At 73.3% G+C, this 23,036-nt stretch carries 20 protein-coding genes and 3 tRNA genes; 6 read left to right on the top strand and 17 right to left on the bottom strand.

The window, feature by feature from the left end:
• Positions 1 to 146 precede the first annotated feature (146 nt).
• Positions 147 to 524, top strand: coding sequence for a hypothetical protein (locus BEP24_RS04675; RefSeq protein ID WP_065960791.1), 378 nt, complete (start codon positions 147 to 149; stop codon positions 522 to 524).
• Positions 525 to 695: 171 nt separating this feature from the next.
• Here BEP24_RS04675 and BEP24_RS04670 read toward each other — a convergent pair.
• The 5 genes from BEP24_RS04670 to BEP24_RS04650 form a co-directional block, all read right to left on the bottom strand.
• Positions 696 to 772 (bottom strand) — tRNA-Met (locus BEP24_RS04670).
• Positions 773 to 804: 32 nt separating this feature from the next.
• A tRNA-Thr gene (locus tag BEP24_RS04665) sits at positions 805 to 876 on the bottom strand.
• A 92-nt stretch (positions 877 to 968) separates the two neighbouring features.
• Positions 969 to 2,216, bottom strand: a complete 1,248-nt coding sequence (locus BEP24_RS04660) for a M23 family metallopeptidase (RefSeq protein ID WP_065960790.1) — start codon at positions 2,214 to 2,216, stop codon at positions 969 to 971.
• 174 nt (positions 2,217 to 2,390) lie between these two features.
• Positions 2,391 to 3,212 (bottom strand): inositol monophosphatase family protein, encoded by an 822-nt coding sequence (locus tag BEP24_RS04655; protein WP_065960830.1) that lies wholly within the window; start codon positions 3,210 to 3,212, stop codon positions 2,391 to 2,393.
• A gap of 200 nt (positions 3,213 to 3,412) precedes the next feature.
• Positions 3,413 to 3,497: transfer RNA gene (locus BEP24_RS04650), tRNA-Tyr, on the bottom strand.
• 196 nt (positions 3,498 to 3,693) lie between these two features.
• On the opposite strand from BEP24_RS04650, the gene BEP24_RS04645 reads away from it, so the two are divergent.
• Together BEP24_RS04645 and cls are read left to right on the top strand one after the other, a co-directional pair.
• Entirely contained in the window at positions 3,694 to 4,182 is a 489-nt protein-coding gene (locus tag BEP24_RS04645) for a YajQ family cyclic di-GMP-binding protein (protein ID WP_065960788.1), read from the top strand.
• Between the two features lie 11 nt (positions 4,183 to 4,193).
• Complete coding sequence (cls, locus tag BEP24_RS04640) at positions 4,194 to 5,654, top strand: cardiolipin synthase (protein WP_065960786.1); 1,461 nt, start codon at positions 4,194 to 4,196, stop codon at positions 5,652 to 5,654.
• A 138-nt stretch (positions 5,655 to 5,792) separates the two neighbouring features.
• Here cls and BEP24_RS04635 read toward each other — a convergent pair whose 3' ends face one another.
• The 4 genes from BEP24_RS04635 to BEP24_RS04620 all read right to left on the bottom strand — a co-directional run bounded on the left by BEP24_RS04635 (position 5,793) and on the right by BEP24_RS04620 (position 10,355).
• Entirely contained in the window at positions 5,793 to 6,914 is a 1,122-nt protein-coding gene (locus BEP24_RS04635) for a heparan-alpha-glucosaminide N-acetyltransferase domain-containing protein (protein WP_083230079.1), read from the bottom strand.
• Positions 6,915 to 6,928: 14 nt separating this feature from the next.
• Positions 6,929 to 8,299, bottom strand: a complete 1,371-nt coding sequence (locus BEP24_RS04630; protein ID WP_065960784.1) for an FAD-dependent oxidoreductase — start codon at positions 8,297 to 8,299, stop codon at positions 6,929 to 6,931.
• Positions 8,300 to 8,425: 126 nt separating this feature from the next.
• Entirely contained in the window at positions 8,426 to 9,502 is a 1,077-nt protein-coding gene (locus tag BEP24_RS04625; protein WP_065960780.1) for a polyprenyl synthetase family protein, read from the bottom strand.
• A gap of 31 nt (positions 9,503 to 9,533) precedes the next feature.
• Complete coding sequence (locus tag BEP24_RS04620; protein ID WP_065960778.1) at positions 9,534 to 10,355, bottom strand: demethylmenaquinone methyltransferase; 822 nt, start codon at positions 10,353 to 10,355, stop codon at positions 9,534 to 9,536.
• Positions 10,356 to 10,528: 173 nt separating this feature from the next.
• On the opposite strand from BEP24_RS04620, the gene BEP24_RS04615 reads away from it, so the two are divergent.
• Positions 10,529 to 11,788: an isochorismate synthase gene (locus BEP24_RS04615; RefSeq protein ID WP_065960777.1), complete on the top strand. Its 1,260-nt coding sequence runs from the start codon at positions 10,529 to 10,531 to the stop codon at positions 11,786 to 11,788.
• Between the two features lie 167 nt (positions 11,789 to 11,955).
• Here the strand turns inward: BEP24_RS04615 and menD are convergent, their stop codons facing one another.
• Together menD and BEP24_RS04605 are read right to left on the bottom strand one after the other, a co-directional pair.
• The gene (gene menD / locus BEP24_RS04610) at positions 11,956 to 13,638 is read right to left on the bottom strand and encodes a 2-succinyl-5-enolpyruvyl-6-hydroxy-3-cyclohexene-1-carboxylic-acid synthase (protein ID WP_366556878.1); all 1,683 of its coding nucleotides are present in this window, start codon (positions 13,636 to 13,638) and stop codon (positions 11,956 to 11,958) included.
• Between the two features lie 49 nt (positions 13,639 to 13,687).
• Complete coding sequence (locus BEP24_RS04605) at positions 13,688 to 14,044, bottom strand: PLDc N-terminal domain-containing protein (RefSeq protein WP_065960775.1); 357 nt, start codon at positions 14,042 to 14,044, stop codon at positions 13,688 to 13,690.
• A gap of 78 nt (positions 14,045 to 14,122) precedes the next feature.
• Between BEP24_RS04605 and BEP24_RS17800 the strand changes: the two genes are divergently transcribed.
• Entirely contained in the window at positions 14,123 to 14,548 is a 426-nt protein-coding gene (locus BEP24_RS17800) for a DUF4229 domain-containing protein (RefSeq protein WP_065960773.1), read from the top strand.
• A gap of 11 nt (positions 14,549 to 14,559) precedes the next feature.
• Here the strand turns inward: BEP24_RS17800 and BEP24_RS04595 are convergent, their stop codons facing one another.
• The 4 genes from BEP24_RS04595 to BEP24_RS04580 form a co-directional block, all read right to left on the bottom strand.
• Positions 14,560 to 15,555, bottom strand: a complete 996-nt coding sequence (locus tag BEP24_RS04595; RefSeq protein WP_065960771.1) for a 1,4-dihydroxy-2-naphthoate polyprenyltransferase — start codon at positions 15,553 to 15,555, stop codon at positions 14,560 to 14,562.
• A 506-nt stretch (positions 15,556 to 16,061) separates the two neighbouring features.
• Complete coding sequence (locus BEP24_RS04590) at positions 16,062 to 17,198, bottom strand: AMP-binding protein (RefSeq protein WP_065960769.1); 1,137 nt, start codon at positions 17,196 to 17,198, stop codon at positions 16,062 to 16,064.
• Positions 17,198 to 18,127: a 1,4-dihydroxy-2-naphthoyl-CoA synthase gene (locus tag BEP24_RS04585; protein ID WP_065960767.1), complete on the bottom strand. Its 930-nt coding sequence runs from the start codon at positions 18,125 to 18,127 to the stop codon at positions 17,198 to 17,200. Before BEP24_RS04585 ends, BEP24_RS04590 begins: the two co-directional genes overlap by 1 nt.
• Positions 18,128 to 18,227: 100 nt before the next feature.
• Positions 18,228 to 18,785 (bottom strand): hypothetical protein, encoded by a 558-nt coding sequence (locus BEP24_RS04580; RefSeq protein WP_065960766.1) that lies wholly within the window; start codon positions 18,783 to 18,785, stop codon positions 18,228 to 18,230.
• 228 nt (positions 18,786 to 19,013) lie between these two features.
• Here BEP24_RS04580 and BEP24_RS04575 point away from each other — a divergent pair, with 228 nt between their 5' ends.
• Positions 19,014 to 19,994, top strand: coding sequence for an o-succinylbenzoate synthase (locus BEP24_RS04575; protein WP_065960763.1), 981 nt, complete (start codon positions 19,014 to 19,016; stop codon positions 19,992 to 19,994).
• A gap of 262 nt (positions 19,995 to 20,256) precedes the next feature.
• On the opposite strand, the gene ccsB is transcribed toward BEP24_RS04575, so the two are convergent.
• Positions 20,257 to 21,249, bottom strand: a complete 993-nt coding sequence (gene ccsB, locus BEP24_RS04570) for a c-type cytochrome biogenesis protein CcsB (RefSeq protein WP_253181565.1) — start codon at positions 21,247 to 21,249, stop codon at positions 20,257 to 20,259.
• Positions 21,246 to 23,003 carry a cytochrome c biogenesis protein ResB gene (locus BEP24_RS04565; protein WP_141693351.1) on the bottom strand — a complete coding sequence of 586 codons (1,758 nt, stop codon included), beginning with the start codon at positions 23,001 to 23,003 and terminating at the stop codon, positions 21,246 to 21,248. Before BEP24_RS04565 ends, ccsB begins: the two co-directional genes overlap by 4 nt.
• Positions 23,004 to 23,036: the final 33 nt, after the last annotated feature.

Below are 23,036 nucleotides of genomic sequence, written 5' to 3'. Positions count from 1 at the left end.
GTGCGGGAGTCTACCGAGCGCCCGCGACACCCGGCCCGGGCCGCAGCTGGAGCCGAGGAGTCGTCGGATATGCTCGGAACGCGACTTCGGGGGAGGTCGCGGCTCCCGGGGAAGACGCGGGAGCGCTCTGCGGTTGGGGAGGGACGATGGAGACGACGACCGAGTTCGCGGTCCACACCGGCGACCGGTGCGCGGCCATGGAGGTGGCCGGTGCTGCGCTGCGCCGGACGGGCCACCGGGTCGAGACCACGGGCGGGACGATCACCGCCACCGCGGGCAGCCGCGTGTTGACGATCCTGCTCGGGGCGCTCGTGCACCCGTCGCGGGAGTTCCGACGCTACGAGCTGTCGACGACCGTCACGGGGACGTCGACCACGATCACGCTGCGGCCGGCCGGGAGCGGCACGGCCGTGTCCGGCGGGGGCATCGGTGCCCAGCGGCGACGGTCGGCGTGGCAGCAGGTCAACGCGGTGCTCGAGCGGGCGCTGCGGTCGGCCGGGGGGCTGACCGGGCCGCCGCGCTGAGCGGCGTGCGCTGCCTGGGAACCGCGGACGAACGGGAAGAGCCAGTCGGCGACGACGCACGCCCGGGAACGACCAGGACCTGGGAACGACGCGCTCCCGGGGACGACACGCGCCCGGGGACGACACGCGCCCGGGAACGGCGAAAGCCCGGCGAGCGGATCGCCGGGCTTGTGGTAGCGAGGACGGGACTTGAACCCGTGACCCCACGATTATGAGTCGTGTGCTCTAACCAACTGAGCTACCCCGCCAGAGATCCGGAGCGGTAGCAGCTCCGGGTCGGAGCCCCGAGTCAGGATTGAACTGACGACCCCTTCCTTACCATGGAAGTGCTCTACCACTGAGCTATCGGGGCGAGTGCCGCTCGGCGGCACCAGATGAGAGTAGCAGACTCGCGACGGTGGTCAGGAACCGGACGAGACGCCCGGGCGTGCCGCCGCTCCCCCGCTAGCTCGCGTTGGCCTTGAGCCACGCCAGCGGGTCCACGGGGACGCCGTCGACGTGGATCTCGAGGTGCAGGTGCGGTCCCGTGGAGTTGCCGGTGGAGCCGACCTGGCCGAGCACGTCGCCGACCTCGACCTCCTGCCCCTTGACCACCGTGAAGGTGTTGTCCTTCATGTGGCCGTAGACGCTGACGAACCGCTTGCCGTCGACGTCGTGCTGCACCCAGACGTCGTTGCCGAAGCCGCCGTCGTGCGCCTGCACCTTGATGACGGTGCCCGCCGCGACGGACCGGATCGGGGTGCCCTCGCCGGGCGCGAAGTCGATGCCCATGTGGTTCGTGGAGCAGAACGAGCAGCCGGCGACCTGGCGCCCGCCGAAGCCCGAGGTGATCGGCACGCCGGTCAGGAACGGCCACTGGATCGCGCCGCCGGGGTCGTTCGAGAACGCCGACGAGTCGACGTTCTTGTACTGGGTCGTCGCCGACACCGAGTACTGGTCGCGTGTGGTCTCGGCTGCCGCGGTGCTGCCGCCGACGCTGAGCGTCTGCGCTGCGCGGGCCGGGGTGCGCTCGGTGGTCGTGTCGCCGTTCGCGACCCAGAGCGCCTGCGCGGGCAGCGAGGTCGAGACGACGAGGCCCGCCGCGAACAGGAGCGCACCGACGGCCGTGACCCGCGAGGCGTTCCGACGGAAGGACGTCCCACGTGCCGCCGACTGCGCGACCGGGGTCGTGCGCGCGGGAGCCGTGCCACGACGACGTTCCGGCGCGGGGGACGTCGTGCGGGCAGCGCGTCGACCCGCGGGGACCTGCCCGAGGACACGGCGGGGGCCGGCGTCGGTCGCGGACCGGCGCTCCGGCGAGGTCCGGCCCTCGGGCGAGGCCGTGCGCTCGGGAGCGACGTGCTGCTCCGGCGCGGGCACGGGCGACGTGGGGGCCGGCGGCGTGACCGCCCCGACCACGGGCTCCGGCAGCACCGGCGACGCGGGCGCGAGGTCGACCGGGGACACCGGCGCGGCTGCTGCTCCCGGTGCGGCGGGGGCTCCCGGTGCGACGAGACGGTCGAACTCACCGGTGTCGAACGTGGTCCGACCGAACGCCGATGCGTCGAGACCGCCCTCGTCGGACGCCGCGGTCTCCGGGACGGCGGCCGTCCGACGCTCGGCTTCGATGCGAGCGCGTCGGGTGAGGTGCACGACCGGCTCGGGGCCGGTGGTGGCGTCGGGACGGGTGGACGGCAGCGGAGCGTGGGGCATGCGGTTCGGTGGTGATCCTGATCGGGGCGCGAGGCGCTCGTTGGTAACGAGCCGGTAACGGGACCTGAGCACGCTAGCAGGGGCCGTCCCGCCTCGCCAGTCCGCTGCACGACCGTGCACGATCGTGCCCCGTGGCCACGGCGCGGCGCGGTCGGGTGCCGGGACGGGAGCGGGTCAGTCGCCGAGGACGTCCCGCTCCGCCCCGCGGACGAGCGACTCGAGCGCGTCGGCGATCGACGGCGCCGCGAACAGGAAGGAGCGGATCCCGCCGGCCTCCCAGATCCGCACGACCGCACCGGCCTCGGCCGCGACGACCGCGCCGGCGGCCATGTCCCACGGGTTGATGCCGCGTTCGTAGTAGGCGTCGACGGTGCCCGCACCGACCGCGCAGCAGTCGAGCGAGGCCGCTCCCCCGCGGCGGATGTCCCGGACCTCACCGATGAACCCGGCGAGCACGGCGACCTGCTCCCGGCGTCGGTCGGCCGTGTAGCCGAACCCGGTGGCGACGAGGGTCTCGGCCAGGGTCGGCGGGGCGGAGACGTGCAGCGGCACGCCGTCCCGGGTCGCCCCGGCGCCCGCAGCGGCACGGAACACGGTGCCGGTCGCGGGGACGACGACGACCCCGGCCACCGGCTCCCACGTGGCGGGGTCCGGGGCGCCGCGCACGACGCCGATGCTCACGCCGTACGCCTCGCTGCCGTAGAGGAAGTTGACCGTGCCGTCGATGGGGTCGACGACCCACGTGTAGCCCGAGGAGCCGGCTCCCGAGCCGGACTCCTCCCCGTGGAAGCCGTCGTCGGGACGGGCCTCGGCGATGCGGCGCCGGACGAGCTCCTCGACCTCGCGGTCGGCAGGTGTGACGACGTCCACGATGCTCGACTTGCGGTCGGCGACCTCGACCCCCGCGGCTCGGTGTCGCGCGGCGAGGGCGGCGGCTTCGAGGGCGATGGTCTCGGCGAGGTCGGCGAACCAGGACGGGGCGGGTGCTTCGGGCATGGGTCCATCCTCGCGGATGCGACACCGGATGCCCTCGCAGGTGCGCGGGAACGCAGGACCGACGCGCACGGTCGACCCGGCCCCGATCGGCACGACACGGCCCCGGGAAGGACGAACGCCCCAGGAACGACGAATGCCCCGGGAACGACGAACACCCCGTGAACGACGAATGCCCCGTCCGACGGACGAGGCACTCGATGTGGTGGCGAGTGAGGGATTCGAACCCCCGAAGGCTACGCCGGCTGATTTACAGTCAGATCCCTTTGGCCGCTTGGGTAACTCGCCATGTGCGCACCCGGCTCGTGTGATCACCAACCGAAGGCGCTCCAAGAGCATAGCGGATAGCGGAGGGTGGTCGTGACCACCGTCCGGGCGGCGACGAGCACGGTCCTTCCTGCACAGCGGGCCACAGGAGCCGCCTCCTCCACAGGCCCGCCACCGGGCCGAACCGGCCGACCCGCGCGCAGTTAGGCTGTCCGGCATGGCAGACAGTTCCTTCGACGTGGTGAGCAAGGTCGACAAGATGGAGGCGGAGAACGCCGTCAACCAGGCGGCCAAGGAGATCGAGCAGCGCTACGACTTCAAGGGCGCCGGCGCCTCGGTCGCGTTCAGCGGCGAGGACGTCCTCATCAAGGCGAACTCCGAGGAGCGCGCCAAGGCCGTCCTCGACGTGCTGCAGACCAAGGCGATCAAGCGCGACATCAGCCTCAAGAGCCTCGATGCGGGCGAGCCCTTCGCCTCGGGCAAGGAGTACCGCATCGAGGTGAAGTTCAAGAACGGCATCGAGCAGGACGTCGCCAAGAAGATCGGCGCCTTCCTCCGGGCCAACGCCGCGAAGAGCGTGAAGAGCCAGATCCAGGGAGACGAGCTCCGCGTCTCCTCGAAGAGCCGCGACGACCTGCAGAACACGATCCAGCTCCTCAAGGGTGAAGAGTTCGACGTGCCGCTGCAGTTCGTGAACTTCCGCTAGCGCCCCGCCCCGTGGAGCACTGGCTCGGCGTCGCACTCACGATCCTCCTGGTCCTGCTCGACCTGGCGATCCGCGTCTTCTCGATCATCTACGTCCCGTACAACCGGAAGCCGCAGACCGCGACCGCGTGGCTGCTCGCGATCTTCCTCATCCCCTACATCGGCTTCATCGTCTTCCTGGTGATCGGGTCGACGAAGCTGCCGCGGGCACGGCGTGAGAAGCAGACCGAGATCAACGCGTACATCCTCGAGCAGACCGAGGGCATCGAGCGTGTCCGCCGGGACCACCCGTGGCCGCCGTGGCTCGAGAGCATCACGAAGCTCAACCGCGAGCTCGGGTCGATGCCCCTCGTCGGCGGCAACTCCGCGGAGCTCTACCCGGACTCGTACGAGTCCGTCCAGGAGATGACCCGCGCGATCGACCAGGCGCGTCGCTTCGTGCACGTCGAGTTCTACATCGCGACGATCGACGACACGACCCGCCCGTACTTCGAGGCCCTCGCCCGTGCGCAGGCCCGCGGCGTGACGGTCCGGTTCCTGCTCGACCACTGGGCGAGCCGCGGCTACCCGGGCTACAAGGAGACGCTGGCCTTCCTCGACGAGGCCGGCATCGAGTGGCACCTGATGCTGCCCCTCCAGCCGCTCCAGGGGAAGTTCCAGCGGCCCGACCTCCGCAACCACCGCAAGATCATGGTGATCGACGGCTCGGTCGCGTTCACCGGCTCGCAGAACCTGATCGACCCGTCGTACGACCTGAAGTCGCACATCGAACGCGGGATGGTCTACAAGGACCTGTTCGCCCGGTTCGAGGGTCCCGTGGTCGCCGGACTCAATGCCCTGTTCGTCACCGACTGGTACAGCGAGACCGACGAGCTCCTGCTCCGGGAGAGCGACCCCGTGCACCGGGCCGACCGCGACGACGCGCTGGACTGCCAGGTCGTGCCGTCGGGCCCCGGCTTCGACGGCGAGAACAACCTGCGCCTGTTCAACGCGCTGCTCTACGCCGCCCAGGACAAGGTGTCGATCACGTCGCCGTACTTCGTCCCGGACGACTCGATGCTGTACGCCATCACGACGACCGCCCAGCGCGGCGTCGCGGTCGAGCTGTTCGTCGGCGAGATGGGCGACCACGCGATGACCTGGCACGCCCAGCGCTCCTACTACGAGGAGCTGCTCCGCGCCGGGGTCCGCATCTGGCTGTACCGGGCACCGACGATCCTGCACGCGAAGCACTTCACGATCGACGACGACGTGTCGGTGATCGGGTCGAGCAACATGGACATGCGCTCGTTCAGCCTCAACCTCGAGGTGTCGGTCATGGTCCGCGGGCGCACGTTCGTCGATGCCCTGCGCAGGGTGCAGGACGCCTACAAGGAGGCCTCGTTCGAGCTCACGCTCGACGCGTGGCTCGAACGACCGCGCCGGTCGCAGGTGCTCGACAACGTCGCGCGGCTCACCGCCGCCCTGCAGTAGCCCCGTTCGGGAGGCGCGCCCCGCGTCCGCCCCGCTGCTCGGCGGGGTGCACGGGGCCGGCACGGCAGCGGGCGGCGGACCGTCCGTTCGACGGTCCGCGTGGCGGCGACCTGGTCCGGAACGCCGCGACCACCCGGGTCACCGCCCGGCGGGCACCAACCCGGTCAGGCGCGCGACCAGGCGTTCCAGCGGACCGCGCCCGAGGAACGCCCGCCACACCACGGCGACGAGCACCGAGCCGATCGCGAACAGCGCCCACGCCGTCCCCGACGCGGGCAGTTCCCCGAGGGCGGCGATGACCACGAGGTGCCCGGCGTACACCGTGAGCGGCATCGACCCGACCGCCGCCAGCGGGTACGCGACCCTGGACACCGCCCGCCCGCGCCCGTCGAGCAGGAGCGTGCAGAGCGCGATCACGGCCACGGCGACGCCCGCCGTGCCGACCACGTCGACCGTCGACGAGGAGTGGTCACGCGGCGAGAGGAACAGCTGCGCGACCAGCCCCGCCGGCGTGGTGTCCTCCGGCAGGAACGGCAGGCCCGCGAAGCCGTAGAGCGCGGCCTCGTCCGGTACCGGTGCGAGGAGACCGCCGACCACGTAGGCCGTGACGGCGGCCAGCGTGCCGGACGCGAGGAGCGCGACCTGGGTGCGCCGCGCCTCCAGTCCGGCCCTGGCGACCGCGAGACCGACGAGCACGTACGCCAGGAAGGTGATCACGGGGTACACCAGGCCGAGCTGGATCCCGAACATGTCGGCGTCGGCGGAGAGCGGGACGACCGCGAGCGCAGCGAGCGGGGAGACGAGGGCGCAGACCGCCGCGACGACGACGAGCCAGCGGGCGCGGAGTCGCAGCACCGGGACCACGAGCAGGAACAGCGCCCCGTACGTCGGCAGGATCACGTACACCGGCGTGTCCAGTGCCATGAGGAGCAGTCCGATCGCGACGACCACGACCGCCCGGACGGCGAGCCGTGCCCGCACCCGGCCGATCGCGGGCGGACCGGGCGGGCGCGTCCGACCGCTCGTGAGCCCCACCGACACCCCGGCGAGCACCGCGAAGAGCGCCGCCGACCGGCCGTTCACGACCGCCGACCACGTCGCCGGGTCGCCCCAGTCGACCCCCTCGCCGACACCGCCGACGTGCGCGGCCATCATCCCGAGGAGGGCGAGCGCCCGCGCGACGTCGACACCCTGCAGACGCCCGGGCGCGACGAGCACACCCCGCATCGCGGCGGGCGGTGCGGGGTGTGCGGCGGTCATCGCGGTGCGTCGGCTCAGCTCGCCGGGGCGTCCGCGCGGCGGAGGGAGACGTCGACCATCTCGTCGCGCGGGACCACCTTGATGCGCTCCCGCCCCTCGGCGGCACCGAGGGCGATCTCGTGCTGGTCGAGGGCGTGCCAGCCGTCGAGGTCGGTGAACGCGACGCCGCGCGCACGGAGGAGGGCCGGGACCGCCTCCGGGGACGGGTCGGCCGGGGTCCACCAGGAGGCCTGGTCGTTCACGATGTGCTGCACGGTCTCCATCGCGTCGGACTTCGTGTGGCCGATGAGGCCGACCGGGCCGCGCTTGATCCACCCCGTCGCGTAGACGCCGGGCAGCTGCGAGCCGTCCTCGCCGAGGACCTGGCCCTCGTGGTTCGGGATCACGCCGTAGCGCTCGTCGAACGGCACCCCGGGCAGCGGCGAACCGAAGTACCCCACGGCGCGGTAGACGGCCTGCACGGGGACCTCGCGGACCTCGCCGGTGCCCTCGACGCCGCCCTGGCCGTCCGGACGGGTGCGCTCGTAGCGCAGGGCGGCGACGTGGCCGTCCTCCCCCACGATCTCGAGCGGCTTCGCGTAGAAGTGCAGGTGCAGTCGGCGGCTCGCCTGACCGACCTCGCGGCCGCGCCACGACTCGAGCACGCGGTTCATCACCATGACCTGCTTGTTCGTCTGGATCGCGGTGCGGGACGCCTCGTCGTGGTCGAAGTCCTCGTCGTACACGACCATGTCGACGTCGCGGAGCTCGCCGAGCTCGCGGAGCTCGAGCGGCGTGAACTTCACCTGCGCCGGGCCGCGACGGCCGAACACGTGCACGTCGGTGACCGGGCTCGCCTTGAGGCCCTCGTACACGTTCGCGGGGATCTCGGTGGGCAGCAGGTCGTCGGCGTGCTTGGCGAGGATGCGGGACACGTCGAGTGCGACGTTGCCGTTGCCGATCACCGCGACGCTCTCGGCGTCGAGCGGCCAGGTGCGCGGCACGTCCGGGTGGCCGTCGAACCAGCTGACGAAGTCCGCGGCGCCGTGCGAGCCCTCGAGCTCGACACCGGGCACGTCGAGGTCGGCGTCCTTGATCGCGCCGGTCGAGAACAGCACCGCGTGGTAGTGCTGCTTGAGGTCGTCGAGGGTGATGTCCTCGCCGAAGCGCACGTTGCCGAACAGCCGCACGACCCCGCGGTCGAGCACGTCACGCAGCGCGTTGACGATGCCCTTGATGCGGGGGTGGTCCGGCGCGACGCCGTACCGCACCAGCCCGTACGGCGCGGGGAGCTGCTCGAACAGGTCGATCGACACGTCGTAGCCGTGGGCTTCGCGCAGGAGGATGTCGGCCGCGTAGATCCCGGCCGGGCCGGCGCCGACGATGGCGAGTCGGAGGGTGGGCACTGATGTCTCCAGTTCGTTCGGCCGGGGGCGTCCCGGCGGACTGTCCGAGGGTACGTGCTGACGGGCCGCTGGTGGATCCGTGTCGCGGTCCCCGTCGGGCGTCGGGAGCCCGCGACCGCTGCAGCGTCAGCGGCTGCGGTCGACCACCGACTCGGCGAAGCGCGTGAGCGCACGCTTGACCGTGCCGTCGGGCAGCGGCGCGAGGGCCTCGACCGCTTCCTCCGCCCAGCGCACCGCGACCGCGCGGGTCGCCGTCGTCGCCTGGTGCGCACGGAGCGCGGCGACCGCCGACTGGTACGGCGCGGACTGCACGGCCTCGTCCGGGGCGTCCTTGACGTCGCGGTCGATCCGCTCGAGCAGGGCCGCGGCCTCGGCGTCGGACCCGGCCAGGCGGCGCAGCTGCAGCAGGGGCAGCGTGTCGACGCCGGCGCGCAGGTCGTTGCCGGCGATCTTGCCGGTCTTGTCGGTCGCCGGGGCGAGGTCGATGACGTCGTCGACGAGCTGGAAGGCGACACCGACCTTCTCGCCGAAGGTCCCGACGGCGTCGAGGTAGGCACGGTCGGCGCCCGAGAACATGACGCCCGCACGCGCGGCCGTCGCGATGAGCGAGCCGGTCTTGTCGCTGAGGACCTGGATGTAGTGCTCGACGGGGTCGTCCTCCGGCTGCGGACCGGTCGTCTCGTGCAGCTGGCCCATGCAGAGCCGCTGGAAGGTCTCGGCCTGCATCCGGATGCCCTCGGCACCGAGGTCGGCGGTGATGAGACTGGCGCGCGCGAACAGCAGGTCACCGGTCAGGATCGCGACGTTGTTGCCGTACGTCACGTGCGCGGCCGGGACCCCGCGGCGCACCGGCGCCTCGTCCATGACGTCGTCGTGGTACAGCGACGCGAGGTGCGTCGTCTCGATGCTCACCGCGGCCTTGACCACGGCGTCCGTGACACCCTGACCGAGCTGGGCGATGAGGAGCGTGAGGGTCGGCCGGATGCGCTTGCCGCCGGCGGACAGCAGGTACCGGCTGGTCGTGTCGGCGAGGGTGTCGGTCGACCGCATGGCGACCTCCAGGCCCTCCTCGACGAGCTCGAGCCCGTCGTCGACCGCGGCGATGAAGCGCCGGTCGGCGGGGGTGGCGAACAGGCGTTCGCCGATCCCCAACGACTTGCGGAGACTCGGTGCGCGACGTGCGACCGGGACGCTCGGGTTCAAGTGCTGCTCCGTGTTCGAAGGATCGGGGCCGTCAGGCGCCGGACGGCTCGGAGCCCGAGGACGTCGTGCCGGTCTGGTCGAGGCCGGGCTGCTCACCCGTGTGCTGGTGGGCACGGCGAGCCTTGGCGCGACGGGCCGCCGACTCACGGACGGTCCCGGCGACGGGCTTGCGGCCGCGGTGCAGCGCGACGATGCCGGCGGTCAGGTTGCGGTGGGCCACCATCGTGAAGCCGACGCCGCGGAGCCACTGGCTGAGGACCTGCTGGTCGGGCCAGGCCTCGATGGACTCGGCGAGGTAGCGGTAGGCCGCCGGGTTGCTGCTGGACAGCCGTGCGATGCCCGGGAGCACGCGCTTGAGGTATGCCCCGTAGCCGAGGCGCAGGAGCGCCATCGGCGGGGTCGAGAACTCGCAGATCACGACGCGGCCGCCGGGCTTGAGCACGCGGAGCATCTCGCCGATCGCCTGCATCGGGTCGTTCACGTTGCGCAGCCCGAACGAGATCGTGACCGCGTCGAAGGTGTCGTCCTCGAAGGGAAGGTGCTCGGCGTCGCCCTCGACGAACGTGATCTCGGGGTGCCGCTCCCGCCCGACCGCGATCATGCCCGCGGAGAGGTCGAGGGCCGTGACCTCCGCGCCCTTCTTGGCGAGCACCGCGGCGCTCGTGCCCGTGCCGGCGGCGATGTCGAGGACGCGCTCCCCAGGTTGCGGGTCGATCGCGCGGACCGTCGCGACACGCCACAGCGGGGCGTTGCCCGCCGAGAGGATGTCGTTCGTGAGGTCGTACTTCGCGGCGACGTCGTCGAACATTGCCGCCACTTCGTCCGGCTGCTTGCTCAGGTCCGCTCTGCTCACCGCACCATCCTAGAGGTCGCGGCCGAGGGTGTCCCGGACGCACGCGCCGGTCCGTGCGCCCGTGGGCGGCGGGGCGGCCGACCCCGGTCCGCGCCGGGCCCGGCGGGGCGCCCGGCCYYGGTCCGCGCCGGGCCCGGCGGGGCGCCCGGCCCGTGCGCGCGTACGATCGATCCGTGCCCCGAACCACCACGGCGACCCCCGCGCTCACGGTCTCGACCAGGATCCTGGACGACCCGGGCGACGTCCTCCGGCACACCCTGCGTGACGCGCCCCTCGCCTTCGTCCGCGGCGGCGACGGCATCGTCGGGATCGGTGAGGCACACCGGTGGACCTTCAGCGGCCCGGACCGGATGCGCCAGGCGTCGGCGGCCTGGCGCGAGCTGGTCGCAGCCGCCACGGTCGACGACCCCGTGCAGCTCCGCGGCAGCGGTCTGGTCGCGTTCGGGTCCTTCGCGTTCGCCGACGACTCGGCCGAGCAGAGCGTCCTCGTCGTCCCCCGCGTGGTGATCGGCCGACGCCGGGGCAAGGCCTGGCTGACCGCCGTCGACACGACACCCGACCCCGCTCCCCTGACCTTCTCGCGCACCTCGGTCCCGGTGCCCGTCGTCGGCGGGCACGTCTCCGTCGCGTTCGGTCCGGGCGCCGTCGACGAAGACGCCTACGCCGCCGCGGTCGCCGACGCCGTCCGACGCATCACCGCGGGCGACGCCGACAAGGTCGTGCTCGCGCGGGACCTCGTCGGCACGCTGCCGCCGGACGCCGACCTGCGTGCCGTGCTGCTCGACCTCGCCGCGGCCTACCCGCAGTGCGTCACCTTCGCCGTGGACGGTCTCGTCGGGGCCACCCCGGAGACCCTGGCCCGGACCGACGGCACCGAGCTGTCCGCACGGGTCCTCGCCGGCAGTGCGGCGCGCGGCGACGACCCGGTGTCCGACCGTGCCGCCGCCGAGGCCCTCGCGGCGAGTGCGAAGGACGTCGAGGAGCACGGCTTCGCGATCGCCAGCCTGCTCGAGGCGCTCCGACCGATCGCCTCCGACCTCCGCGCCGACCCGGAACCGTTCCGGCTGCAGCTGCCGAACCTCTGGCACCTCGCCACCGACGTGCGCGCGACGCTCCCGCCCGGGACGACCTCGCTCGACGTCGCCGACGCCCTGCACCCCACCGCCGCGGTCGCCGGCACGCCGACAGACGTCGCCGTGCGCCTGGTCGCAGAGCTCGAGGGCGTCGACCGCGGTCGCTACGCGGGCCCGGTCGGCTGGATGGGGGCGAGCGGCGACGGCGAGTGGATGCTCGCACTGCGGAGCGCGCAGGTCTCCGCCGACGGGACCGTCCGGGCCTGGGCCGGGGCGGGCATCGTCGCCGGGTCCGACCCGGCGCGGGAGGTCGCCGAGACGGCGCTGAAGTTCCGCCCGATCCGCGACGCGCTGGCCTGACGAACGGGCCGGACCCGCCGAGCGGGCGCGCCGACCCGACGGGCGCGCCGACCCGACTCACGCGCCGGACACACCGGGTGCACCGGACACGCCCACCCGGCGCACCGGCCAAGCACGCCGGCCCGACGCGCGGGCCCGCGCACCGCCCCGGTGCCCGGGCCGCGGCCTCACTCGGCCAGCGGCACCTCGACCACGAGTCGCTCCGCCGGGTCGGTGAGCACGGCCTCGAGGTCGCCCCACGTCTCGACGCGGCGGTACTCCCACCCGAGCCCGGTCACGACCCGCTCGACGTCGACGTGCTGCGGCGTGGTCATCATCCGGCGCATGTCCTCGTCGGGCGTGGTCTCCGCCACCTCGAGCCCGCGGAAGATCGCGCCGCCGTCGTCGTTGCCGACCACCACCTGCACGCGGTGCGTCTCCTCCTCGGTCCCGGTGACGAGCGCGCCGAGGTCGTGCAGGAACGTCAGGTCGCCGACGAGCACGCGCGTGGTGCCGATCAGCCCCGTCGAGCCCTCGAGCGCGGCGGCGATCCCGAGGGCCGTGGACACGGTGCCGTCGATGCCGGCGAGGCCGCGGTTCGCGTGGACGCGCAGCTTCTTGCCGGCGACGTGCGCGTCGGCGACGCGGATGAGCTGCGAGGCGCCGAGCACGAGCCGGTCGTGCGGCCAGGTCGCGCCCCACACCGCGTCGACGAGCATCGTCCGGTCGACGGGGCGGCGGCGCAGCGCGACCTCGTCGCGCAGGTACCGGTTCCGCTCGCCGCGGTCGGTCGACCGCTTGGCGTCGAGGTCCGGACCTGCGTCGCCGTCACCGAGGAGCGCGCGGCTCGTCGCGACCCAGCGCCCCACCCACGCACGGTGCGCAGCCGTGGTGCGTCCCGTCACGCGGACGTCGGACACGACGGTGGTCACCGCGGTCGACCGGGAGGCGCGGCGCGGGTCGTACGGGTCGGCCGCCGGTCCGCGGACCACGACCGTCTCGACGTCGTCGCGCTGCAGGAGCGCGGGCACCTCACGGCTCAGGGTCGGGTGGCCCACCACGACCGCGCGGCGGACCGCGCCGCCGAACGCGGGGTCGCGGAGCAGGTCTCGGTAGGCCACGACGAGGTTGCGGCCGAACCGGGCACCGCTCGACACCTCGGCGAGCAGCGGCGCACCGAGTTCCCAGGCGATCCGTTCGGCGTCCGCACCGGCGTCGTGTCCGGCGATGACGACGGTGCCCGGCTCGGCGTCCGGCTCGAGCTCGGCCACCGGCAACCCGGTGTGGGCGCGACGCCGGGCGTGGTCGAGGTCGACCTCGTCCTCGGGCACGGCCTCGACGTCCTCCGCACGGAGGCCGGCGGAGAGCGGTTCCCGGAAGGCGACGTTGAGCTGCACGGGGCCCGGCTGCCCGGTGTGCCCGGCCGCGACCGCGACGGCCTCGCGGGCGAGTGCGCGGACCGTGGCGACGTCGACGCTGCCCGAGCTCGGGGCCTGCACGTCGCGGACGTGGTCGACCGCCGGGCCGAACAGCCCCGGCTGCACGGTGGTCTGGTTGCTGCCGATGCCGCGGAGCTCCTCGGGCCGGTCGGCACTGAGCACGACCATCGGGACCCCGGAGTGGTGCGCCTCGAGCACGGCCGGGTGGAGGTTCGCGACCGCGGTGCCGGAGGTCGTGACGACCGCGGCGGGGCGACCGGTCTCGACGGCCAGGCCGAGCGCGAAGAACCCCGCGGTGCGCTCGTCGAGCCGGACGTGCACGGTGATCCCACCGGCACGTTCGAGGGCGACCGCGGCGAGGGCGAGGGCCTGCGACCGGGAGCCGGGACTGACCACGACGTCGGTCACGCCGGCGCGCGTCAGCTCGCGCAGGAGCGCCAGCGCGAAGTCGGTCGACGGGCTGCCCGATCCGGGCGGGCCGTCAGCGATCGGAGGGGCCGTCGTCGTCTCGTTCGTGGAACTGGTCCTCGAGGTCTCGGAGGGTGGCGTCGTCCTGGTCCTTGTCGGTGCGGGGCGGCTCGGTGCCGCGGGGGCCGCCGAGGAAGTCCGGGTCGTCTTCGGGACCACGGTACCGGGGTCCCGGTCCGCGGTTCGCCGGTGCGCGCCCGAGCAGGAACCACAGCAGGCCGCCCAGCACGGGGAGCACGAGGACGAGGAGGATCCACCACCCGCGGCGGAGGGACCGGATGCGGTCGCGCGGCATGGTCGCGCAGTCGATGACCGCGTAGACCGTGAAGGCCACGGCGGCGACGACGACGACCAACCACACACGGACCATCCCCGGATTCTAGGAGTCGCGCCTGGGACCGCCCTGCCCGTCAGCGTCCACGGGGTCGACGTTCCGTAGACTCATCGGGTGAAAGCGTGGCTCGTCTACACCCTGGCCCGGCTCGGCATCTTCGCCGTGGCCCTCGTCGTCCTGTTCGTCGTCGGTCTCCCCTGGTACTGGGCGACGATCGGCGCGGCGGTCATCGGGTTGCTCGTGTCGTACATCGCCCTCCCCGGGCTCCGCGGGCAGGTGACCGCGAGCATCGCCGCCCGCCGTGGCCGCACCGCTCGCGACGCGGACAGCGACTTCGAGGACGACTTCGTCGACGCCGAGGACACCGAACCGGCCGTCCCGGGAGCGCCCTCGGCCGAGGCCACCACGGCTGCACCGGGCGACACCGCGATGCCCGCGTCGTCCGCGACCACCCCGGCTGCGTCCTCGGAGCACACCGAGGCCGCACGACCGACCGGTGACCGTGGACCGGACCCGGACCCGGACCGCGACGCGGACTGACCGGCCCTGCGCTACGGCTGGATCGCGAGCGTGATCCCGAGCACGACGCCGAACGCCAGCGACGCGAACGACGACAGCTGCAGCGCGGTGATGAGTTCACGGGGCTTGCGGGACGACACCCCGATCGCGAGTGCCGGCAGGGCCAGCAGGAGCGAGAAGTACGCGAAGCCGGTCCGGAAGTACAGCAGCACGAACCAGAGCAGCGCGACGTACGGCAGCAGCAGGAACAGCGCGAACAGCACCCGTGCGACGGGACGGCCGACGACCACCGCGAGGGTGCGCTTGCCCGCCTGACGGTCCTCGTCGACGTCGCGGATGTTGTTCACCATGAGGACGGCGCAGGCGAAGAAGCCCGCCGCGACGGCTGCGGCCCACCCGCTCGTCGTCACCTCGCGGATCTGCACGAACTGGGTGCCGAGGACGGCCACCAGGCCGAAGAACACGAAGACGAAGACCTCGCCGAGCGCGTTGTAGCCGTAGGGCTTCTTGCCGCCCGTGTAGAACCACGCGGCGACGATGGCGGCGGCACCGACGAGCAGCAGCCACCAGAGCCCGGTCAGCAGCACGATGACGAGCCCCGCGAGCGCCGCGAGGCCGAAGAAGGTCAGCGCGACGACGAGCACGGTCTGCGGCTTCGCCAGTCCGGCCCCGGTGAGTCGAGCCGGGCCGACCCGGAACTCGTCGGTCCCCCGGACCCCGTCGGAGTAGTCGTTGCTGTAGTTCACGCCGATCTGCAGGAACAGCGCCACGGCGAGGGCGAGGAGCGCCACCGCGAGGTGGTGGTCCTTCCCGAGGTAGGACCCGAAGTCACCGGGCTCGCCGCTGTCCACGAACGCCACACCGGTGCCGAGCACCACCGGGACGACGCCCAGGGTCAGCGTGCGCAGGCGGGCGCCGCCGATCCAGTCGCTGGCGGTCGCCTTCCGCTTCGTGCGCTGCGGGGCGGCGGCCTTCGCGGGGTTGCCGCTGCGGCCCTTCGACTGGGTCGTGTTCTTCGTACGTGCCACGGCCGACCATCGTACCGACGTCGGCCGTGCGTCCGTGGCCGCCCGGGTGTCGGGCCGCCCGGGCACCGGCGTGGCGCGTCCGCGGGACGGCCGCCGGTCCGGCGAGCGGGTCACCCGGAGTCGGCCAGGAGGCCCGGCACCAGCCCGTCACGGCCGTCGCCCCCATGAGGCGGCCGGGCCGTCGTCACCATCAGGCGGCCGGGCCGTCGTCACCATCAGGCGGCCGGGCCGTCGTCACCATCAGGCGGCCGGGCCGTCGCCCCCATCAGGCGACCGGGCCGTTGCCCCCGTCGGACGGCCGGGCCGTTGCCCCCGTCAGGCGGCCAGGCCGTCGCCCCCGTCAGGCGGCCAGGCCGTCGCCCCCGTCAGGCAGCCGAGCCGTCGCCCCCGTCAGGCAGCCGGGCCGTCGCCACCGACCTTGTCCCATGCCGCCGACGAGCCCGTCCGGCGGTCCGTCGCGCCACCGGGTCGGCACCGCGGTCGCGATCGAGCGGCCGTCGCTCCCGTCAGGCGCTCGGGTCCGCGATCGCCCGTACCGCGCGGCGGTCCGGCTTGCCCGACGCGAGCATCGGCAGGCGGTCCACGACCAGCACGTCGGCGGGACGGGCGGCCCGACCGAGGGCGTCGCCGACGAGGGCGCGCACGGTCTCGAGGTCGAGTGCCCGCTCCGTCACGACGACCGGCACCTCGCCCCACTCCCCCGAGGCGCGCCGGGTCACGACCGCGCCCTCGTGTCCCGCGATCCCGCGGACGATCCGCTCGACCGCGCCGAGCGGTACCTTCTCGCCGCCGGAGATGAGGACGTCGTCGAGCCGACCGAGCACGCGCACCCGGCCTGCGTCGACCTCGCCCGCGTCGCCCGTCCGGTACCACCGGAGTCCGTCGTGCTCGGTGAAGGTGCGCGCCGTCCGCTCGTCGTCGTCGAGGTAGCCCTCCGCGAGGACGGGCCCCGCGAGCAGCAGCTCCCCGTCGTCGACCGCGGCACGGACGGGCCCGAGTGGGACGCCGTCGTACACGCACCCCCCGCTCGTCTCGCTCGCGCCGTACGTCGTCACGACACGGACGCCCGCGGCTCGGGCGCGCTCCCGCAGCGGGACCGGTGTGGCCTGGCCGCCGACGAGGACCGCGTCGAGGGTCGCTGCCGCGGCGGTGGCGCGGGGGTCGTCGAGGACCCGGGCGAGCTGCACCGGGACGAGCGACGTGTAGCGGCGCGGCGCGGCCGGGCCGACGTCGAGCCGGGCGACCCTGTCGGCGAAGGCACCGGCGTCGAAGTGCCCGGCCGGGAGCACGACCGGGGTCGTCCCCGCGGTGATCGAGCGCGTCAGGACGTTGAGGCCCGCGATGTAGTGCGTCGGCAGCGCCAGCAGCCACGCGCCCGGACCGCCGAGGGCCGCGTCGGCCGCCGCCGCGCCCGCGAGGACGGCGTCCGACGACAGCGCGACGCGCTTGCCCGTCCCCGTCGAGCCGCTCGTCTCGACGACCAGGGCGACCCGTTGCCCGACGTGGGCCGGTGCCCGGTTCGGCAGCGCCGGGCCGCCCTCGGCGACGGGGAGCAGCGCGGGGCCGCCGGCGAGCGCCGCCTCCAGGCCGCGCAGGACGGCCAGCGGATCCGACGCGCTCAGCGCGACCAGCGGACGGGTCATCAGTAGTGCCAGGGGAAGGCGGTCCAGTCGGGCTCGCGCTTCTGCAGGAACGAGTCGCGACCCTCGACCGCCTCGTCCGTGCCGTAGGCCAGGCGCGTGGCCTCGCCCGCGAAGACCTGCTGCCCGACCATGCCGTCGTCGACGGCGTTGAAGGCGTACTTGAGCATCCGGATCGCGGTCGGCGACTTGCCCAGGATCGTCTCGCCCCAGCGGATCGCCTCGCGCTCGAGCTCGGCGTGCGGGACCACCTTGTTGACCGCGCCCATCTCGTACGCGCGCTGGGCGGAGTACTCCTCGGCGAGGAAGAAGACCTCACGCGCGAGCTTCTGTCCGATCTGACGGGCGTAGTAGGCACTGCCGTACCCGCCGTCGAAGGAGCCCACGTCGGCGTCGGTCTGCTTGAACTTCCCGTGCTCGGCGCTCGCGATCGTGAGGTCGCAGATCGCGTGCAGGGAGTGCCCGCCGCCGGCTGCCCACCCCGGGACGACCGCGATGACGACCTTGGGCATCATCCGGATGAGCCGCTGGACCTCGAGGATGTGCAGGCGCCCCATCGAGGCCTGCGCCGCTGCCGGGTCGATGCCCTCGGGCGGGGCGCCGTCGTCGCCGACGTACTGGTACCCGCTCCGCCCACGGATGCGCTGGTCGCCGCCGGAGCAGAACGCCCAGCCGCCGTCCTTCGGGCTGGGGCCGTTGCCCGTGAGCAGGACGACGCCGACCCGGGGGTCCTGGCGGGCGTCGTCGAGGGCGCGGTACAGCTCGTCGACCGTGCGCGGCCGGAACGCGTTGCGTACCTCGGGCCGGTCGAACGCGACGCGGACGATGCCATGCGACACGTGCTTGTGGTACGTGATGTCGGTGAACTGCTCCGCGATCGGAGCCACGGTCCAGACGTCGGGGTCGAACAGGTCGGAGACGGGGGCAGCCATGCGTCCACCGTATCGCCGGGCGACGGTCGCGAGCCGTGGGGAACGGACGCTGTGGACGAGCCTGCGGCGCGTGCACCCTGTGGAGGAACGCCCCGCGGCGTCACATGCCGGTGAGCGCCTCGGGGGCCACGACCACGAGCAGGACGATGAGGATCACCGGGTTCGCGAAGAACGCCAGCACCACGCCGACGGCTCCGTACCACCGGCCGAAGGACCCGACGGCGGCGATGAACCCGAGCACGGCGGCGACCAGCGTCAGGAACACCACGACGAAGCAGATCCCGAAGGCGAAGGTCGTGTCCCCGCCCATGAACACCGCGAAGGCGCTCGCGTCGACCGCAGCCGAGACGATCGCCAGACCCAGCGCGATCTTGCCCACGATCGGGTTCCGGCGACGCTTCGCGGCGGCGAGGGTGCGCGTGTCGACGGTGTTCCGCTGCATCAGACGCTCGAAGTCCCCCGTGGCCCGACCGGTCGTCGAGCGCGCCGCGGCACCGTTCCGTCCGGCGGCGCGGGCGGCAGCGGTCGAGGGCGCGGCCGCGCGCTGCGGTGTGTCCGGTCGGACGGCGGGGTCGGGGCGAGGAGCGGCCGTGGCCTTCGTGCGGCTCGTCGACGACGGGCCGGTGGCACGCGGTGCGCGCTGGTGCGGTTCCGGCACCGGCCCTCCCTCTGTGCTGTCCTGGTGTGCTGTGCTGCCCTGGTTCGGCTTGGCCGCCGATCCGGAGACCGACCGTCGCATGCTAGTGGCCGGCCCTGGCGGTCGGCTCCGAGGAACCGGCGGGCCGGCTGAACGCCTGACCGGCCGGCCCGCCGGTTCCTCGGAGACCCTGACCACGGCGACACAGGACGAGCGGACGAGGGGTCGCCGCGTGCGTGAGGATGGGGTGTGCTCCCCGACCTCGCCGACCTCACCGCCGATGCCCACGTCGTCGCGCTGCCGATGCGCGTCCGGTTCCGCGGCATCACCACGCGCGAGGCCCTCGTGCTGCGCGGTCCGGCCGGCTGGACCGAGTTCTCGCCGTTCGTCGAGTACGACGACGCCGAGGCCGCCGCGTGGCTCCGTGCCACCGTCGACTTCGGCTGGACCGAGCACGAACCCGCGGCCGGGACCGTCCCGGTCAACGCGACCGTGCCGACGGTCTCCCCCGACCAGGTGCCGGACCTGCTGGCGCGCTACCCGGGCTGCACCACGGCGAAGGTCAAGGTCGCCGAGCCGGGGACGACCCTCGAGGACGACGTCGCGCGGGTCGCGGCCGTCCGGCGGGTGATGGGCCCCGACGCCGCGGTCCGGGTCGACGCGAACGGCCTGTGGTCGGTCGAGCAGGCCGTGGCCGCCGTCGAGGCGCTCGCCCCGTACGACCTGCAGTACGCCGAGCAGCCCGTCGCGACGGTCGAGGGGCTCGCCGAGGTCCGTCGGCGCACGGCCGGGCTCGGCGTGCCGATCGCGGCGGACGAGAGCGTCCGGAAGGCCGCCGACCCGCTCGCGGTCGCCCGCGCCGGGGCCGCCGACGTCCTGGTCGTCAAGGCCCAGCCCCTCGGCGGGATCAGCGCGGCACGGCGCATCATCGCGGAGGCCGGACTGCCCTGCGTCGTCTCGAGCGCGCTCGACACGTCGGTCGGACTCGGCATGGGGGCGTTCCTCGCGGCTGCGGCGATGACCCCCGGGTACGCCGCCGGTCTCGGCACCGCCGCCATGTTCACGGGCGACGTGACGGCTGCGCCGCTCCTGCCGGTCGACGGCGCCGTCCCCGTTCGTCGGGTCGAGGTGGCACGCGACCTGCTCGAGCGGCACGCCGCGGCTCCGGAGCGCCGAACCTGGTGGATGGACCGGCTCCGACGCACGCACGCGGTGCTCGCGGCCGGCTGACCCCCGGCGAGGACCGCCACGACCGGGCACGACGCGCCGCGGGGCCTGCGCCACATGGGCAGGACACGCCGCGGGCTCACGCCGAGTGGGCCCGAGAAGGCGCGCTCGCGCCCACCGACAGACATGTGCTGCCCGCTCAACGCGGCCGCCCGCGCGCCCGCGCGCGCCGCGCCCCGCGCACCACACGACGGACGGGAGGCGCGGTGCCGACCGGCACCGCGCCTCCCGTCCGGGGGTGGGTCGCGTCAGCGACCGGTGTGGGTCACAGACCCGAGTAGCTGTGCAGCCCCTTGAAGAACACGTTCACGACCGAGAAGTTGAACATCACCGCGGCGAAGCCGATCAGGGCCAGCCAGGACGACCGCGCACCACGCCACCCGCGGGTCGCTCGCGCGTGGATGTACCCGGCGTAGAGGACCCAGATGATGAAGGTCCAGACCTCCTTGGTGTCCCACCCCCAGTACCGACCCCAGGCGCGCTCGGCCCAGATCGCACCGGCGATGAGCGTGAACGTCCACAGCACGAAGCCGACGAGCAGCACGCGGTAGGTCAGGACCTCGAGCCGCTCGGCGTCGGGCAGGGTCTCCATGAACCGCAGCTGCTTCGACACCGGGCGCCCCTGGCGGTACGTCTGCACGAGCTGTGCGACCGCGAGCCCCGCGCCGAGGGCGAAGAAGCCGGTGCCGGCGATCGCCACGAACACGTGGATGACGAGCCAGTACGACTCGAGCGCGGGCACGAGCGGCCGGACCGGGACGTAGTAGTTCACCGTCGCGATGCCGAGCAGGATGATCGTGAGCCCGCTGATGAAGACGCCGAGGAACTTCAGGTTCTGCCAGAACTGCACGAGCAGGAAGATCAGCGTGATGAGCGCCGTGCCCGTCAGGGAGAACTCGAACATGTTGCCCCACGGCACCCGGTCGGCCGCGATGCCACGGAGCACGACGGCCGCGACGTGCAGGACGAGCGCCAGGACGGTCATCGCCATCCCGACCCGCTCGAACTTCGTGCCGCGTCCGCCCCGGCCGCCGTCGGTGGTCTCGTCGACCCGTTCCAGCACGACCGTGCCGCCCTGGACGGTCGCGACCGTCCGGGGCTCGGCGGCGGGCGCACGGCCGGCCGCCGCGGCGGTGACCTCACCCGAACGCTTCGCCATGTCCAGCGCGAACGAGATGAAGGCGATGACGTAGACCGCCATGGCCGAGTACGTCAGCACGACGGAGTACGTCGCCAGGTTCGTCGTCAAGTCGTTCACGCAGGGATCCTAACTCCGAGGTCCGACAGGTGGCGCCGGGCGATGTCCGCGACCGCGCGCTCGAGGTTGGGGTCCTCGCCACGGGCCAGGCCCGCGTACTCGAGGTCGTACTCGCCGTGCTCGGCACCGCGGCGCGGCACCGCCTTGACCCACACGCGGCGGCGCGGGACGAACAGCGAGGTGAGGAGGCCGAGCACCGCCAGGGCCGCGAAGCCCGCGACCCAGGCCTGCGACGGGTCGTGGTGCACGTCGAGGGAGACGTACCGCTTGACGCCGTCGAACGTGATCGACCCGGTGCCGTCCGGCAACTGCTGTGTCTGACCGGGCTTGAGCTCGATGCTCGCGGTCTTCGACTGCCGACCGGCGATCTGCTCGAGCCCGCTGGTGTCGAGCGAGTAGACGCTCTGCGGCACGCCGCTGTCGAGCCCGAGGTCGCCGCGGTACACCTGCAGCGTCAGCATCGGGTTCTGCGCGTCCGGGTAGGCGCTCGCGAACGCACCCGACCCGAGCTTCGAGGCCGTCGGGTAGAAGAACCCGACCATGCCGAGCTGCGACGGCTTCGCGTCCGGCACCTTGATGACGCCGGTCGAGGTGTAGTTCGAGTCCTCGGGCAGGAACGGCACGACGTCCTTGAACGCCACGTTGCCGTCCCCGTCACGGACGGTGACCTGCATCGCGTAGCCGTTGCCGAGCAGGTACACGTTCGTCCCGCCGACGGACAGCGGCGCGTTGACGCCGAGTCGCTCGGTACGCTCCTGGCCGCCCTTCTCGCGGGCGGTCACCTCGGCCGTGTAGTCGAGCGGCTGTCCGAGGGCGTCGAGGTTGCGCTCCTCGTACGTCGTCGTGAACTTGTCGAGCGTCAGGTTGTAGCCCTGCAGGTCGGACTGGGTGAACCAGCGTCCCGGGTTGAACGAGTCGTACGAGCCGAGCACGTTCGAGAAGGTCTGCCCCTCGACGAGCAGGCGCTGTCCGGTGTAGCTGAACCCGCCGCCGAGGCCGACCGCGACGAGCACACCGACGAGCGCGGTGTGGAAGACGAGGTTGCCGGTCTCGCGCAGGTAGCCGCGCTCCGCGCTGACCGAGTCGCCGAACCGCTCGACGCGGTACCCGGACCGCTTGAGGAGCGCCGCGGCGCGCGTGATCGCGTGGTCGACGGACGGGAGGCCCGTGGCCGCGTCCGAAGTGCCGCCCGCGTCCGTCCTGCTGGTCGCGGGTGCCCCGGTGGCGGTGCTGGTCGCCGCGTTCGCGCCGGTCGCCGTCGCACCGGTCGCGGTGCTGGTCGCGCCGGTGACGGTCGTCGCGTCGACCGGCACCGACCGGTGGCCGGCGAGCCGACCGAGGCGGGCCGGGGTCCGCGGCGGGCGCGTGCGGAGCGCCTGCCAGTGGTGCCGGGTGCGCGGCACGATGCAGCCGATGAGCGACACGAAGAGCAGCAGGTAGATCGCCGAGAACCACACCGAGGTGTACGTGTCGAAGACCTGGAGGGTGTCGAGCACCGGGAACAGCTGCGGGTGGTCGGCCTTGTACTGCACGACGCCGTTCGGGTCGGCCGTGCGCTGCGGGACGAGGGAGCCCGGGATCGCCGCGAGGGCGAGCAGCATGAGCAGGAAGAGCGCCGTGCGCATGCTCGTCAGCTGGCGCCAGAAGAACCGGACGTAGCCGGTGAAGCCCAGCTTCGGCTGGGTCACCCCGGCGTCGCCGGCGTCGTCACCGCCCGTCGGGGCCGCGCTGTCGACGTGGTCGGACGGCCGCATCGGGTCGCCGCCGGACACGGTGTCGGTGTCGCG

The organism is Curtobacterium sp. UCD-KPL2560, from assembly GCF_001705035.1.
In the GTDB taxonomy this organism is placed as follows: domain Bacteria; phylum Actinomycetota; class Actinomycetes; order Actinomycetales; family Microbacteriaceae; genus Curtobacterium.
Note: the sequence above shows the minus strand (reverse complement) of the source record. Positions and strands in the feature narration are given on the sequence as shown.